Source organism: Klebsiella grimontii, from assembly GCF_900200035.1.
GTDB lineage: Bacteria > Pseudomonadota > Gammaproteobacteria > Enterobacterales > Enterobacteriaceae > Klebsiella > Klebsiella grimontii.
In genome coordinates, this window is record NZ_FZTC01000002.1 from 50,397 (window position 1) to 64,472 (window position 14,076).

The 14,076-nt window shown below is 40.7% G+C and carries 13 protein-coding genes; 7 read left to right on the plus strand and 6 right to left on the minus strand.

Annotation, left to right across the window (positions count from 1 at the left end):
* Nucleotides 1-2: 2 nt before the first annotated feature.
* From KOSB73_RS00795 to KOSB73_RS00820, 6 genes are all read right to left on the minus strand, one after another.
* Nucleotides 3-1,370: a TraB/TrbI/VirB10 family type IV secretion system protein gene (locus KOSB73_RS00795; RefSeq protein WP_170967394.1), complete on the minus strand. Its 1,368-nt coding sequence runs from the start codon at nt 1,368-1,370 to the stop codon at nt 3-5.
* A complete protein-coding gene (locus KOSB73_RS00800) occupies nt 1,330-1,848 on the minus strand; it encodes a hypothetical protein (protein ID WP_223290585.1) in 519 nt (172 codons plus the stop codon). The genes KOSB73_RS00795 and KOSB73_RS00800 overlap by 41 nt, the downstream gene beginning before the upstream one ends.
* Nucleotides 1,841-2,998 (minus strand): TraK domain-containing protein, encoded by a 1,158-nt coding sequence (locus tag KOSB73_RS00805; RefSeq protein ID WP_085551590.1) that lies wholly within the window; start codon nt 2,996-2,998, stop codon nt 1,841-1,843. The genes KOSB73_RS00800 and KOSB73_RS00805 overlap by 8 nt, the downstream gene beginning before the upstream one ends.
* Before the next feature lies 1 nt (nt 2,999).
* Nucleotides 3,000-3,863: a TraE/TraK family type IV conjugative transfer system protein gene (locus KOSB73_RS00810; protein ID WP_009652413.1), complete on the minus strand. Its 864-nt coding sequence runs from the start codon at nt 3,861-3,863 to the stop codon at nt 3,000-3,002.
* A gap of 16 nt (nt 3,864-3,879) precedes the next feature.
* Nucleotides 3,880-4,200: a type IV conjugative transfer system protein TraL gene (locus KOSB73_RS00815; protein WP_042927287.1), complete on the minus strand. Its 321-nt coding sequence runs from the start codon at nt 4,198-4,200 to the stop codon at nt 3,880-3,882.
* Between the two features lie 81 nt (nt 4,201-4,281).
* Complete coding sequence (locus tag KOSB73_RS00820) at nt 4,282-4,650, minus strand: hypothetical protein (protein WP_009652482.1); 369 nt, start codon at nt 4,648-4,650, stop codon at nt 4,282-4,284.
* Nucleotides 4,651-6,078: 1,428 nt separating this feature from the next.
* Here KOSB73_RS00820 and KOSB73_RS00830 point away from each other — a divergent pair.
* The 7 genes from KOSB73_RS00830 (at nt 6,079) to KOSB73_RS00855 (ending at nt 13,632) form a co-directional block, all read left to right on the plus strand.
* Complete coding sequence (locus tag KOSB73_RS00830) at nt 6,079-6,786, plus strand: hypothetical protein (protein WP_052544821.1); 708 nt, start codon at nt 6,079-6,081, stop codon at nt 6,784-6,786.
* Between the two features lie 22 nt (nt 6,787-6,808).
* Nucleotides 6,809-7,576, plus strand: coding sequence for a hypothetical protein (locus KOSB73_RS00835; protein ID WP_042927319.1), 768 nt, complete (start codon nt 6,809-6,811; stop codon nt 7,574-7,576).
* 127 nt (nt 7,577-7,703) lie between these two features.
* The gene (locus KOSB73_RS00840; RefSeq protein ID WP_064371321.1) at nt 7,704-8,894 is read left to right on the plus strand and encodes a hypothetical protein; all 1,191 of its coding nucleotides are present in this window, start codon (nt 7,704-7,706) and stop codon (nt 8,892-8,894) included.
* A gap of 41 nt (nt 8,895-8,935) precedes the next feature.
* On the plus strand, nt 8,936-9,064 hold the full coding sequence (locus tag KOSB73_RS31300) for a hypothetical protein (protein WP_255299947.1): 129 nt from the start codon (nt 8,936-8,938) through the stop codon (nt 9,062-9,064).
* Nucleotides 9,065-9,319: 255 nt separating this feature from the next.
* Entirely contained in the window at nt 9,320-9,778 is a 459-nt protein-coding gene (locus KOSB73_RS00845; protein ID WP_098140169.1) for a YuiA family protein, read from the plus strand.
* Nucleotides 9,779-10,027: 249 nt separating this feature from the next.
* Nucleotides 10,028-11,205, plus strand: a protein-coding gene (locus KOSB73_RS00850) for an IS3 family transposase (protein WP_098140170.1) whose coding sequence is annotated in 2 segments (ribosomal slippage) — nt 10,028-10,286 and nt 10,286-11,205 — 1,179 coding nt in all. Because the reading frame shifts where the segments join, the coding sequence is not laid out codon by codon here.
* 57 nt (nt 11,206-11,262) lie between these two features.
* Entirely contained in the window at nt 11,263-13,632 is a 2,370-nt protein-coding gene (locus KOSB73_RS00855) for an Ig-like domain-containing protein (RefSeq protein ID WP_243395019.1), read from the plus strand.
* The last annotated feature ends 444 nt before the right edge of the window (nt 13,633-14,076 follow it).

Here is a 14,076-nt window from a genome sequence, read left to right on the forward strand (position 1 = left end):
AGTCATTTCGCCGCTAAGTTTGTTGGAATGGACGCGCCGCTAAGAACAACAAAAGTAGCGTTGATTCCTGGGGAAAGTTCAACAACCGGCCATTGCTGATCCATGATATGAGTGTACCAATCGACCATTTTATTCAGTCCACCTGATACAGCACCGCTCGCACCGACCGCACTTAACGCACCAATATTTGGTCCCTGATATTGAGCTTGTGAATTGGGGTCGATATTTAGTTGACTAACCTTACTTGGGCTCAAACCTTGAGCAAGCGCACTTAAACCACCGGCAAGAGCACTCCCCATGATTGCATTACCATTTCTGGAAATAAGTGTGCCTTTGATTCCTGCTTTACCATCGATCTCACTGACGGCGTATGCTTCCAGTTTAATATCAAAGCTTTTTCCTTTAGAGTTCACGCAACTAAGGTTCGTCGTTCTGATATAGACTCGCTCTGAAGCCATATCCCCCCGGGCTGTGCCTAAAAGGTTGCAGTCACGCAAATCCATTCTGTAGTTGTTAGGCAGGAACACATCACGTTTTACCCTGAACGTCACTCCAAGTGGTTCTTCTTGCGACGACAGAGATGTCGGGGCCTCAACACCAGTAATCAAGACTCCATACAACTGTGACGTTGCTGGCAAATACTGATCGTCTGAACGTCTTGAGTGTTTTGCGTTGCTATCTATGGGTTTAGTTCCATCACCAGCTAACGCAGGTGAACCTGATTTAACTATTCTCTTTTGGTTAGCATTTGTAATGTTCTTTTCAACAATAGGAGTTACTTCCAGCACACCATTATTGGCCGTTGTAATGCTGTTGCTTGTAATGGTGCGAACCAGTTGATTTCGTTGAGGGGATATCCCCCCAGCAACAGGTATTTCCTGATTGCGATTACCTGCAGCATTACCATTAAGTTGGTATGCAGAATTCGGCTGTTGGCTGTCAGTAGGTTGTTGAATGCCACGACTGTCGAGGCTGCGGTTGCTTGCCGGACCTTTACCATTCTGCATATCTGAAATCTGTTGAGTTAACTGCTTAATCTGGCCTCTAAGCTCATTAATCTCACCAGAATTCTCAGATTTGTATTTTTCCATCTGCTTTACCTGGTCCAACATACTTTGTTGGTCTTTACGGTTTTGCATCTGTACTGTCTGCAAAAAACGCTTCTGCCCTTCTTCATCCATATTTTCAACCGAAGAAGTATCAAGCAGATTAGTAACCGGCTTTATTTTTTTCGTTTTCTTGCTTGAGTCATCCCCCCCCATTAGTGTGAGGGTCACCATCACAAGAGCAGCAAATGCGACGATGAGCAAAAATGCCATACGAATGGCTTTATTTTCTGCCCACAATTCCTTCAGCTTCAATGTTTTCATTACGTTGACCTTTATTACCGGGAGGTAAAAATCTCTTTACCCTCAATGATCTGACCTTTTCATCGATTTGCGGAACAGAGTAAGGAGGCTCAGCCCGTAAATTTTTGAATGTGTTGTTTTCAAGATGCTCATAGAACTGATTTTCGCTCTCCAGTGCAGTTTGAGATATCTCCTTAATCTGCTCATGAGTTTCTGGTTCGAAATGGCTGATATCGCTCTCAGTGGGTATTTTTTGCCCTGATATTAAATGAGCATCACGATCGTCAATCTCATCAGAGAGCAAATTGTCTATGTCATATACTTTGAAAGCATCATAATCAGCTTTTTGGAATTCGAACGATTTGTATTCAGAGGGCACAATTTGTACAAACTGAGAGCGTTCATTTTCAATGTTAGCGATGTAAAAACCCACACCCAAACCAACACTAAACAAAATGGCCAATTTGAACTTAGAAAAGTAACTTTTCTTATCAATCATTGATTAGACTTGGCCGCTTAGTTACGCGAGACTCACGCTCCTGATAAAGCTTGTCACGAAGTATATACAGCTCCGTTTTTTCACCAGGTTGTAGGAATGCTTTATCAAAAATTGCAGTGGCAATTACTCCAGGAGTAATACATTTTTGGTCATCAATAACCGATGGATAAGTCAAGTTATTTTGAACAAGAATTACATCAACAAGTTCACGAGCTCCGACCAACCGTTGGCCCAGTTTTGCATAAAAGTTAAAACTGCAAGGCGTCCGTTCCTTAGTAGGTATTACAGAAAGTTTATCAAGCTGAAGCGCGAAGCCGGTAGGAACTTCACCGTTAGCGACGGGATAAAGAATATCAATGATACGTTGCTTACGGTCATCCTGTGCGATCGATTTTTCATCAAGTTCACCGGACTGAGCTTGCTCCAGAAGTTCCTTGTTCGTGTTTTCAGCAATATGGCGATCGCGTTCGATAGCCATATTCTGGGTTAACTGTGTTTGGACATGAATCATAGCGCCAGGAACATCAATTGGTATCAAGGTCAAATTATAAGTGGATGCAGGCACCCCTTCTTCAGATAACATTATTCCAACCGGAGCGTCTTTCTCCGTCGTAATAAAAACACTTCCTCCATCAACATAGATGGTCGTATCTTCTGGTGGTGCAGTTGTTGAAACACTTACATTTTTGAATGTTGTCTGGATCCGGTTTTGCAAACCAAGAGACACAGGTAAGACAATGTTCCCGCCTGGCGGCACAGTGACATTTTGCATTGGCTGATAGCGTTTTTTTGCTTCATTAACAGCTTTTTGTCCTGGACCTTCAGCTGGAGCATTATTCATCAATGTATCCGTCATAGAACGAACTGCAGGAGATGAAGCACTAGCTGGGGAAAGCCCTGGAGCAGCTGGCAACGTTGTAGTCGGCCGGTTAGTATTTATTGGCGGTTGAATAGCATTAGTACTCGTTACCGTACCGGGGACCTGTTTCACTGCATTGGTCACAATATTCATAGCTTCAGAGGAATCAGGCGGTTCATCAAAAGCTTGTGTATTCACTGCCGAAGCAGGAATATTAAATGTTTCATCTGCATGAACAGCTGGAGCAAGCACGTTTAAAGTGATAAGTAATCCTATGAGTTTTCTTTTCATATTATTGGGCTTCTGCTTCATCTTGTGGCTGGATCATGTCGGTATTTTCGGTGAACTCTGTTTCCAATACCTTCCCATTAACGGTTACTTTCTTGATATTAGGTGTGCCGGAGTATTGGTTCAGGTACAGGATTCTTGGGCGACCACTTTTAACACTTAATACCATCTCATACGTCCAACGCTCAGATTGTTCCTTATCTGATACGTTGAGAAATTTGGTTTTACGGGTGCCCCAAACATACAGCACATTGTCACCAGGCAAAAAGTTGACATCTTCCGGAATAAAAGTTTGGTCAACTTTTCTTGCAAGCATCAAATCAGATGCTTTCTTAAGCTCAGCTTCTAAATCTGATTGTTTTGCAGCCGGAAACATTTTTAAAATATAGTTCGTTACGAATGTGACATTTTTTGGGTTAATGTTTCCAAGAGTGGTGGCGATAAACAGACCCCATTGTGTTTTATAGGACTCGCTAGCCTTGGCACCTGCTACAGAAACTTCTTCGGTCATATCTGGGGGTATGGCAATCACTTCCGTCGTAGAAAAAAACACCACTTTAACAACAAGAAGTCCAGCAATAACAGTCAACAAACGGTTGTTTAATATTAGTTTCTTGTCCCGTTGAATTAACTGGGAATATGTCAGTTCTGCACCTGTTTTTTTACCTTTCTTAGGTAAATTCAGTTCCTCAGAAACATTGAGTATGCTTTTCCTGCGTTGTATTTTATCAGTACTATAGCTTTCGTTCTTTTGACGTCTTCCATCATCTTTCTCTTCATCTACTACATTGTCAGCAACCAGCTTCTTAGGTTTAAACGAGAAGAAGCTCGTGACGTAATCTAAAAGTGACTTTTTCTTTTCGTTCATTACTTCTCCGGGAACTTTAGCTGTAAAATCTTCTCATAAAGGGGTCAGAAAAATAGCGACTTTGGAAAACGGATTTACCCGGTAGAAAGCCATTCCACCACAACTTATGTTTTAATCTCCCCCTGATCGCACTCTCCTTAGCTTTGCCGTATGCAATCCAATATCCGATTGCTGCAAATGTTGCTATGGACATGCATTCAAAAATATTACCAAATGAAAGCAACCCCATGACGACCCCTATTTGCTTCGCATCAAAGAAGAGAATTAACAAAGGGAGATTAATTCTAAATGGAAACCGGTATGTGTAATTATCCATTGTGTCAGTACCATTGCTCATAATGACCCCTATTGTATAGGTAAAAAAAAGGGGACTTTCGTCCCCTCAGTATTGTTTTGCCCGTTTAGCAAAATTTATTTTTTACAGTGCTACACCTGCATCAAGGAAACCAGTGATGATCTTTTCGCCGTTAGCCAAAATCATCATCATCAGGAAGGAAACGAGAGCAAGGCCCGGGTTCGGACGACCGATAGAGAAATAGAAAGCAGAGATCAGCATACATGCTGCCAACGCTTTACCAGGCGCTCCGCTCAGTGCTTCAGACAACTGGGTCCAAATTTCACCCAGAGCACCGTCATCACCGCCAGCCAGCGCGATTGATGAGAACAGAGCTGCACACATCAGTGCGATAAATACCTGGAACATTTTATTGCTAAGCAGATTACGCATACCTTCGGACAGTGTGAAAGAAACTGCTTTCGGGGCCATAGCCATGGATTTGTTGATCATGTTTAACTCCTGAAGACTGAAATTGTTTATGTGATCTGGTGACTAACCAGCCATTTCAGAATACCTAGGAGATAATTTTAAATTTCAATATATGGATGATATTTTTTATAAAAAAAACAAAAAATGAGATCCATTTAAAAGTTACTTTTATAGAAGTAGGAGCATCTCCTATAGTGTTATAAATTCAGAACTAGAGCGCAGTACATAGTCTAAAATGTCGTAACCTCATGAAAGATATGTTAATAATTTGGATTTGTTGATAATTCTGTTCTATCTCCCCTGTTTCTTTGTCAACATTTTCAGCTGATAAAAGTCACTTTTACCCATATTATGACTCACCAAAACCACACCAGATGTCCTTTAGATTCATTCTCAAGCTTCAACTTTACCGTATGCAAAAGTCACTTTTATCAAATTCATCACTATTCATTCTTCTATGCCATAAAAGAATACTGCCAGGTTAAGATCCTTACCTTGGAAAAGTAACTTTTGGACACACTTGTCCATAATCTCAACATAGTCGTTAGGAGTGTGGTTAGTTGAGAGCAGTAAACATAAAGCAAGAGATTGGAACTTCTGTTGTTATGAAATCTAGCTATCATTGACGAAAGTAACTTTTGACGGTTGGTTTCGAGTTGAGAAGGTCACCTTAGCGGCCAAACCTATAGAGGCTACTAAACTACAAAATTTGGTGGTTTACCATAATTATGGGGGTGTTTGGGCTGCAGATGCTTCAAAATGTTACGAAAAATGAAGTAATATTGAAGAAAGTGTGATATATATAAATCATTGAAATTGATCGTTTAAATCTATTTTTATAGTTTTTTAACCTAAATGTACACGGTTGCAGCATGTAATCTGGAATATAATCTGCCATCTTTGGTGAAATTTACAACATTACCCTCTTCCATAAATGCGTTTCAAATTGTAAATTTAGGATCATTCTGATGCAGGACGTGAATGGAAAATCATGAAAACGAGGTTACTTGAAGTTGCGGGTTTAAATCTAAAAATATCGCTTTATAACAATGTGTTAGTTCTGAGTTGCAATATTGACGGACATTGTAACTATGAAACCCGCCGCATTATTAGCAACTCTATTCTCTCTGAATCAGAGATTTTTGAAAAGATGGACTCGGAATGGGTCTTTAAAATTTTTTCCAAAAATATAAAACATATCATCAATGTATTAAATTCCAACGTCAGCATCATACCTTTGGTAAATCATCAGGTATCTTCTAGGAACGAAATGACAGATACAATGTCATGTCTAAAGCTCAATTGACTTACGATAGTTTTAACCTCTAAAGGGATGTTCGGCTTTAAGCGCCATAGTCCCTTTCATCGATCAACTAATGAAAAAAAAATACCCCCTTACCTGATAAATTTTTCCTGATAGGATTGGAACATATTTCAGGTGAGGTAATTATGTGGGTAACGACAGATAACATTTTCATCGTAGATAATCAGCCTAACTCTGATGGTCACATGTATATACATCGCCCATGTCCCAACTGTTTAGGGTCTGGTATCAATTGTCAGGTCTGCTCTGGAATCGGGTCATTACCACCGGCTCTTGAAAAAGTTTATCCCGTTTATGAATGGGCTGCACTACACGGGCTGAAGCTACCTTTCAATCAATCAGTAGAGCAGACTTGCTTGAAAAAACATCTGGTTGAACGGTTGGCATTCGTGGAGCAAGATAAAGGTGACTTTTATTCATCTATCTATGCATCACTTAACAAAAGTAACTTTCCTACAAGACTCCAATATCGTTATATTTTGCCTGCTGCCGACAAAACAAAACCATCTGGCGGTCGGTTAGTTATGCCTTTTAATGCAAAACTTGGGGTAACTATTTCTGTGACTCTTTTCGTGAAGCATATTGACGTTTTTACGAGGAAATTCTCAACAGAGAAATTTTCATCACTCCTTATGGAAACCCCTGAACACCGGCATTTTATTCTATATGACACCTACCCTTCGCAGTATAAAATAGGTGATGTCATCGATGCCAAGATCTATACAACCAAAAGGCTTTGGATCAATAACATGAGTATTTTACAAGTAAAATTACTCTCTATTTCTGATGTTAAAAGCTCCTCATCTGTAAATCAGTCAGATAATGCTTATTAAGTATTTAAGGGCTAATTTGGATATGAATAGTCATAAAAATCTTCAAGAAATCGAGGTGTTGCAGGTATTTTTCAAGAAATACCATAAGGCTTCCCTAAGTTTGGATCATTCAAAGATAGAGATAGCGTCCTGCGACATCAGCGCACTTTTGGTTAACGGTAAGAAATGCTCTCGCCCTGATTCGATAAAATTATCAGGCCCTATCATGCATACACGATTTCAACCTCTGTGGTTAGCTATCTTGCTTGACTTGAACGTAAGGAAAAATGTTGAGTTAGATGTGTTTGACTTTAATTTTGTAGTTGTGGAACTGATTGAAAAGTCAGAACGTGTTTGCCAGGCCATTGGATTACGAGCAATCAAATATTCACTTTCCGATGTCTCATATTTTCTATTGCTCTTGATTGAGTTCAGGTTAGAAATTGTTCTCAACAATTGTGTTCGGACCATAGCTATGTTTACAGAGGTAAGACATGAGTTTGAAACAAGCACAATCAGCAAAGGGTATATAGCAATCAACCCTCGCGCTGCCTCGCAACTACATGTACTAAGCAACAGAACAGCCATTGTCTTATCAACCTTGTTTTTCTCAAAACGGACTAGTCTTTACACCCTGTTGCAAAAGTTACTTTTGAAAAAAGAAGGTTTGATTCTCGCTGATATTGCACCGGCAACATTATCAGATTTGAAACTACTGAATCACCATGGCGTTATATCTTACACAAGAACCAGAAAAAGCATTGAAATTCATGGTGTTAGTGTTTTCATTGAGGGGTTAAACCTTATGTGATTCCTAGAAAAGTTACTTTTAAAAAAAATAGTTCTGCATTGCTGATCCTTACAGCAAGCCAAAAATAATTCATACCATATTAATGTAAAGTAATGCTTCTGTAGTTGAACTGGTCATAGGTAGAAGAATGAATAACAACCAACAATCTGCATCCTTTTTTATCACAACAGAACGCCACGGCCGTCAGGTCAGAAATTTACGGGAATTTAGTGATGCCAACCCGGATATCTGCCATAAGGCTGTGAATGGACAGCCTTACATGATTGATCCGAGGGCATTGGAGCTCGTACCTAACTGGAACTGCAGGGAGATGGGATTGGGGGAAGAATATTACAAGCTTCCAAAACCTGCGGCGCACATTCAGAACCTTAAAAACGCATTCATCAACGGTGCAGATATCGACCCTATCACTGTCGTCATTGTTGACGGTCGGCCTCGTGTACGTCAGGGAAACTGCCGTACCCGTGCAGCTTTACTTGCTCTCAAGGAAACAGGTCTTCCTATACTTATTCGGTTACGTGAATTCCTAGGTGATGATATTGAGCAGGAATGGCACTCTTTGGATGGTGCAAAAGCCCTTCTTTTATGCCCCGTAGGTCGCGGAATTGCCTATAGTCGTTTGGTTAATGAAGCAGGAATGTCCGTGGAGCAAGTTTCCAAACGTGAAAACATTTCAGATATGGCCGTACGTCAACTCATTTCATTGGCAACAATCAATGATGAGCTCAAAGTACTAATTAGCCAGGATGTGATTTCGTATACTTTGTGTCTGGAATTGATCCGTGATCTTGGCGAAAACGAAGCCCTTGAAAAAATACGTTCAGACCTTAATGACAAGATTAAGGTTCTCTCACCTGATTTATCAGGAGTTGGTTCACTTCCACTTAATGTAACTGACATCATTAAAGCAACCACGGGTACACGTAAAGCAGTCCGGATTACAAAATCTTCGATTGGCATTCAGCCGATCCCACGAAAACTATCTCAAAACCTGGCGGCCAGTATCAAAGAGGTTTCAAACAGATTACGAGCCTCCCTTCCTACGGAGATTGATCTTGAACAAATTGGTCAAAATGAAAAAATAAATATTGAGGTCGACAGGCATTTTGTTGAGCTTATTTTGCAGGCTTATGCCTCTATTCGTGATCATGAAACCAAGCTTGAGCGTAAAACCACTAAGGGTAAACTTTCACAGTCTACTCAATCTACAGCTGATGACACCAATATAACACCGGCCGCCAATGCTCCTTTGAATGAACCACCTTCGAACAATCAGAATAACGAATTTTCGTTACTGAATTTGCATTCAGCTGTTTGAAGTGAATTACCCATATTAAGTTAATTTTTGAGGATTGAGCTATGTCAGATTTAAAAGATAACGAGATGGAGGGGATACCTCCGTTTCCTGAAAATGGTGAACCTTTAGCAGTCACGGTTCTTCCGGTAATCATGAATAATTTTCCTATTGCTAATCCAGAAGAGAATTAACGGCTGTTGCATTCCTATTCTCTTCTAAATTATGGGGGGTGCCACTCTCCCCCATAATTCTATAAATTTCAATCACTTAATCTCGTTATTTTTTATGGACTCTGAGTAAATATATATTTTCGTTATTTCTTAATGTTTATGATAAATACATGAGAATTGCCTCCACCCTGCTCATACATCATTAAAAATAGGGCCTATACAGGACGTTTTTATTTGATTTAATGGTGTCATATACAACAAGGCGGAGGATTCTTAATGAAACATTCAAATGAACAATGGTTTTCAGTTGATGGTCAGTTAATTGATAATAAACTTGTTTTTAATATTCATGAATTCAATGGCTCCGCTCGGTACGAAAAAAACTATTTATGTTCATATTGTCATGGTTCCGGCCGTCATCGTATCAGTTATGCAAACTCTTCAGGTACATGTACTTCCTGTAAAGGTACTGGTAAACAAGGCACCTTAATTAAAGAATGTTATACCCTGAAAGAGCTTTTCAAAAAGAATTATTCAGCAGCTCAAAAAGTTGTAACTTCAACCACCTGGCGGCGGCAAAGGATGGATAATTTAACTCCACTGGAGCATAAAATCATATCAGCAACTGATAAAAATCCATTCCTTAAGAGTCTTACACTTACCATTCAAAGCGGTCGTCAAATTTCTGCTAAACAAATTGCAGTCGCTGAGCGAATCCTTTCCGAAATCCACTAGCCCTCAAATGCACAATGTCACTGTCAAAAGATGGTGACATTTTTTTTTTACTCCTCTTATCGCGAAAACCCAAAAATTTTGCATGATATTATTCTCATATAGACCTATGAGTGTCTTTGAAAAGTTACTTTCGTGGCCTCCCTCATAAAAAGGTTCATTATGAATTTACAACTATTTGAAGTGGCACACTGAATTTGGCCACCTGAATAGAGGTGATATCATCACCTCACAGTCAAAACAGGTGACATTATGACCGGACGTAACAGACGTAATTTTAGCCCCGAGTTTCGCCTCGAAGCTGCCCAACTTGTACTCGATCAGCACTACACCGTTGCCGCCGCTGCAACGGCAATGAATGTTGGTAAATCCACGATGGATAAATGGGTTCGCCAGCTTAAAGAAGAACGCGCAGGTAAATCCCCAAAGGCCTCTCCGATGACGCCTGAGCAACTTCGCATTCGTGAATTAGAAAAACGACTGCAACGTGTTGAAATGGAAAACGATATATTAAAAAAGGCTACCGCGCTCTTGATGTCAGACTCCCTGAACAATTCTCGTTAGTTGAGAAACTCAGGACGCGGTTTCCTGTTGCCTTTATTTGCAATGTGTTAGGGATCCATCGCAGTAGCTATCGGTACTGGCTAAGCCGACCGCAGAAACCTGATGCAAAACATATCGTTATACTTAGCCTGGTTCGTGAAGTTCATCATGCCAGTAATGGCTCTGCGGGGGCCCGGAGCATTGCCGATATGGTCAGCGCAAAAGGTGTTCCGTTGAGTCGCTGGCGGGCCAGTAAGATAATGAAAGAGCTGAATATTGTTAGTTGCCAGCAACCGGAGCATCGCTACAAAAAAGCCACAAAAGAGCATGTGGATATCCCTAATCATCTGGATCGCCAGTTTGCAGTAACGGAACCTAATCAGACCTGGTGCGGCGACGTGACCTACATCTGGACGGGCAAACGGTGGGCTTATCTGGCGGTTGTTCTGGATTTATTTTCCCGCAAGCCAATAGGCTGGGCGATGTCGTTTTCTCCGGACACAGCTCTGACAGGAAAAGCATTAACGATGGCCTGGGAAGCCAGGGGAAAACCGGCTGACGTTATGTATCATTCTGACCAGGGAAGTCACTATACCAGCAGGGAGTTCAGACGGTTACTGTGGCGTTATCGTATAAAGCAAAGCATGAGTCGACGTGGGAACTGCTGGGACAACAGCCCAATGGAACGATTTTTTCGCAGCCTGAAATCAGAATGGGTACCGAACTGTGGATACGCTAATTTTAGCGAAGCAAATAGATCAATAACGAATTACATCATTGGTTATTACAGCCAGCTCAGACCCCACCAATATAACGGTGGCTTAACACCCAATGAATCAGAGCGATTGTTCTGGAAAAACTCTAAAGCCGTGGCCAGTTTTTGTTGACCACTTCAATTCTTAAATCGTACTGCTATTGCTGTAGGCCTTACGTTGGCTTCCGGTGTGTTACCCGTTGCGCACTCACGTGTATACGAGTACACCTTTACCGATATTCACGGGGGCCAAAAAAGTGTCGCAGAAAGCGCCCCATATCTTAACCCCCAGGGCAATTTTAACGCCCTTCTCATTGGAGGGTTAGATCAACAAATCCGTATCTCTGTTTCTCGCGATATAGATAACAGCTCCGTTTATAGCACGACAACCGGCATCATAACTGTTGATGACCGAATCTCATCTTCAAGCGGCAATAGTTTCTACGGAAAGTCTGTCACGATTCCGCCTCTTAGTGATGGCCGTTACACCATCAAATCCGAAATTTTAGACTCAAAATCAACCGTGGTTTCAACAACAACACACCCTGTGGTAATAGATACCGTAGGACCTACGTCAGATAACTTTTCGGTACCATGGATACCTGGTTATGACATGGTAGTTACTGGTTCTCGTTGGGAGCTAGGACAAGGACAAGAAGCCGTAATTTATCTTGCGGTAAAAAACATAAATGACCTATCAGGTTTTGATAAAGCAACAGTCCAAATTATCAAACCTGATGGAATAGTCCAGTCCAACTATACAATGTCTTATGATGAAGGTTCGAAGGGCGCTACAGCCCCTATCACTAAAGGTGGAATGAAAAAGGCAGATTGGATGCCTGTTTCTGATGCCGATACTGATTTTAAATTTCGAGGATTCCTTTATGATAAGGCTGGGAATGTTTCTCAACTTCCAGACCAGACATTTGTATTTGATTCTTCCCCAGGTGAATATGAAATATTTGCAGTTGAAGATCAAACATCCCCGACTAGCGTAGTTCCAGGTTTCAGCTCTGGATATGTGAAATATACTGCGGGAATGACTGTTAATGATAACCCTGTAACACTGATATATAAACTTCCTCGATCAAATTACAGGCCATATAATAAGGCAGGGCTTTCTTTTGGAAACCTGTTAACTGAATCAAATGGATACGTATATATCAAACAAAGAGTAGCTGTTGGCACGAAGATTGTAATATCAAATGGATATCAATACAGCGGCGGTGATGGGTCATATAATGTTAAGTTAGGTGCTGACGTTCCAAAGTCACCAGTCATAAAATCCCGCTCAATTCAGTTTTCGACAATTGGATATTTTTCCGATGGCTCAGTTAAATATACAGATAAAGATCTACCAGGTGAATATCTAACAGCATCAATTGAAGTTGAACCTCGAAATTTTGTTCAGTCTTTTAATAACTTAACTCAAGGTTATAAAGTTTGTAGCATTCCTGTAGGTGAGACTAAATGTACCGGTCCATTTTCTTATAAAATAAATAAAGGTAATGGTTACATTGCTCATTATTTTAGCGTAAGCAATGCCGAAAAAACCCTAAGTTCAGATCAGTTTGAAATCCGAAGCATTTGGAATACTGATCTAATACCTAAAATTACAGGATTTGACTATCGTGAATCGACTAAATCAATACTTGTGTATGTTACGCAACCAGGTAATGGTAACTGGCGAGAGGTATTAAGATTAGCAGGTGTTGAACTTTTTGACACAATTACCGGCACGTCACTTTTAAATGGTTCAAAAGTTGCGATGTCAGGTGATGATTATACCTATGCTTTTGATTTATCTAAGTTACCCGAGGGTAAATATGACTTGGCATTCAGAGCAGAAGATACTTTCAATAATACTTCTCAACTTCCTTTTCAGTCGATTGTCGTGGATAAAACACCCCCTTCTCTCTCTATCTCATATGATGGAGCGCCTCTAATATCTGAAAGTACGGTATACGGTTTAGAGAACATATCTGTATCTGTAACAGATTCTTTGAGCGAGTCAAAAATTTACCAAATGGTTCTTCAAGGCGGACCTACATCTGATGATGTTGAATTAGGTTTTACTAAAAATACGGATGGAACCTATACCCCACTCTATCCACGATTATTTCCGTCTCTCGATGAAACAACTGATAAATACACTCTTTTAGTTAAAGCTATAGATGATGCTGGCAACATGTCATCCAAATCTATCCGCTTTGCCTACTACCCTAAGAACCTTATAGTTCTTGATAAACTTAATACTTTGGCAGTCAGTAAGGCTATAAAATTATCTTCTGGTGAACCATTAGCCGTTCTAAAAGCAAGCCAGTTGCGCCGTAATGATGGTTCTCTTGCAAAAGGCGTCCAGACTGCCCTAATTACTGTAAGGGGAGACTCAGCATTCCCTATTAGTGTAATTGGCAATGTTGTGGCACCAGGAGAAACAAAAGAAATTCAAATAGATTTAGGTTCTGTTGGAAACGATGTAGTGATCCCAATATTTCCTGGTATTAATGGTGTTGTTGGTTCATCTGGATTTATAGTTGAATTTCCGCAACTCAAATAAACTTATATTCACTCATAAAAACCAGTTCATGTGACTGGTTTTTTTTATTTCATTAACCGTGTTATTTCACTCCCTACCCTTTAATCGCTTCATGATAACTGCTCAGGCCCTCCCCCTTGTTCGCAGTCCTGCTTCGGTAGGCCGAGCGGCTTTCTGATACCCCATCACGATAAAACAACCCCCTTGTTCGCAGTCCGGCTCCGGTAGGCCCAGCGGATTCCTGACAGCCTGGCAGGACAAAACAACCCCCTTGTTCGCAGTTCTGCTCCGGTAGGACCAGCGGCTTCATGACAGCACGGCAGGATAAACCAACTCCCTTGTTCGCAGTTCTGCTCCGCATGGCCCTGCTGCTTTTGATTGCCTTTAGGTCATCCAGCCCTTTTTGTTAACTTGTTTTCTTCAAGTAACCCTGTAACCTTTTGAACCTTCGGTTTAACAAAAACA

Bases quoted from the DNA above. Each gene is read 5' to 3' on its own strand.
- KOSB73_RS31300 (WP_255299947.1), top strand. From the start codon at position 8,936: ATGTCAGATTTAAAAGATAACGAGATGGAGGGGATACCTCCGTTTCCT.
- KOSB73_RS00805 (WP_085551590.1), bottom strand. From the start codon at position 2,998: ATGAAAAGAAAACTCATAGGATTACTTATCACTTTAAACGTGCTTGCT.
- KOSB73_RS00815 (WP_042927287.1), bottom strand. From the start codon at position 4,200: ATGAGCAATGGTACTGACACAATGGATAATTACACATACCGGTTTCCA.
- KOSB73_RS00845 (WP_098140169.1), top strand. From the start codon at position 9,320: ATGAAACATTCAAATGAACAATGGTTTTCAGTTGATGGTCAGTTAATT.
- KOSB73_RS00830 (WP_052544821.1), top strand. From the start codon at position 6,079: ATGTGGGTAACGACAGATAACATTTTCATCGTAGATAATCAGCCTAAC.
- KOSB73_RS00810 (WP_009652413.1), bottom strand. From the start codon at position 3,863: ATGAACGAAAAGAAAAAGTCACTTTTAGATTACGTCACGAGCTTCTTC.
- KOSB73_RS00820 (WP_009652482.1), bottom strand. From the start codon at position 4,650: ATGATCAACAAATCCATGGCTATGGCCCCGAAAGCAGTTTCTTTCACA.
- KOSB73_RS00795 (WP_170967394.1), bottom strand. From the start codon at position 1,370: ATGAAAACATTGAAGCTGAAGGAATTGTGGGCAGAAAATAAAGCCATT.
- KOSB73_RS00800 (WP_223290585.1), bottom strand. From the start codon at position 1,848: ATGATTGATAAGAAAAGTTACTTTTCTAAGTTCAAATTGGCCATTTTG.
- KOSB73_RS00835 (WP_042927319.1), top strand. From the start codon at position 6,809: ATGAATAGTCATAAAAATCTTCAAGAAATCGAGGTGTTGCAGGTATTT.
- KOSB73_RS00840 (WP_064371321.1), top strand. From the start codon at position 7,704: ATGAATAACAACCAACAATCTGCATCCTTTTTTATCACAACAGAACGC.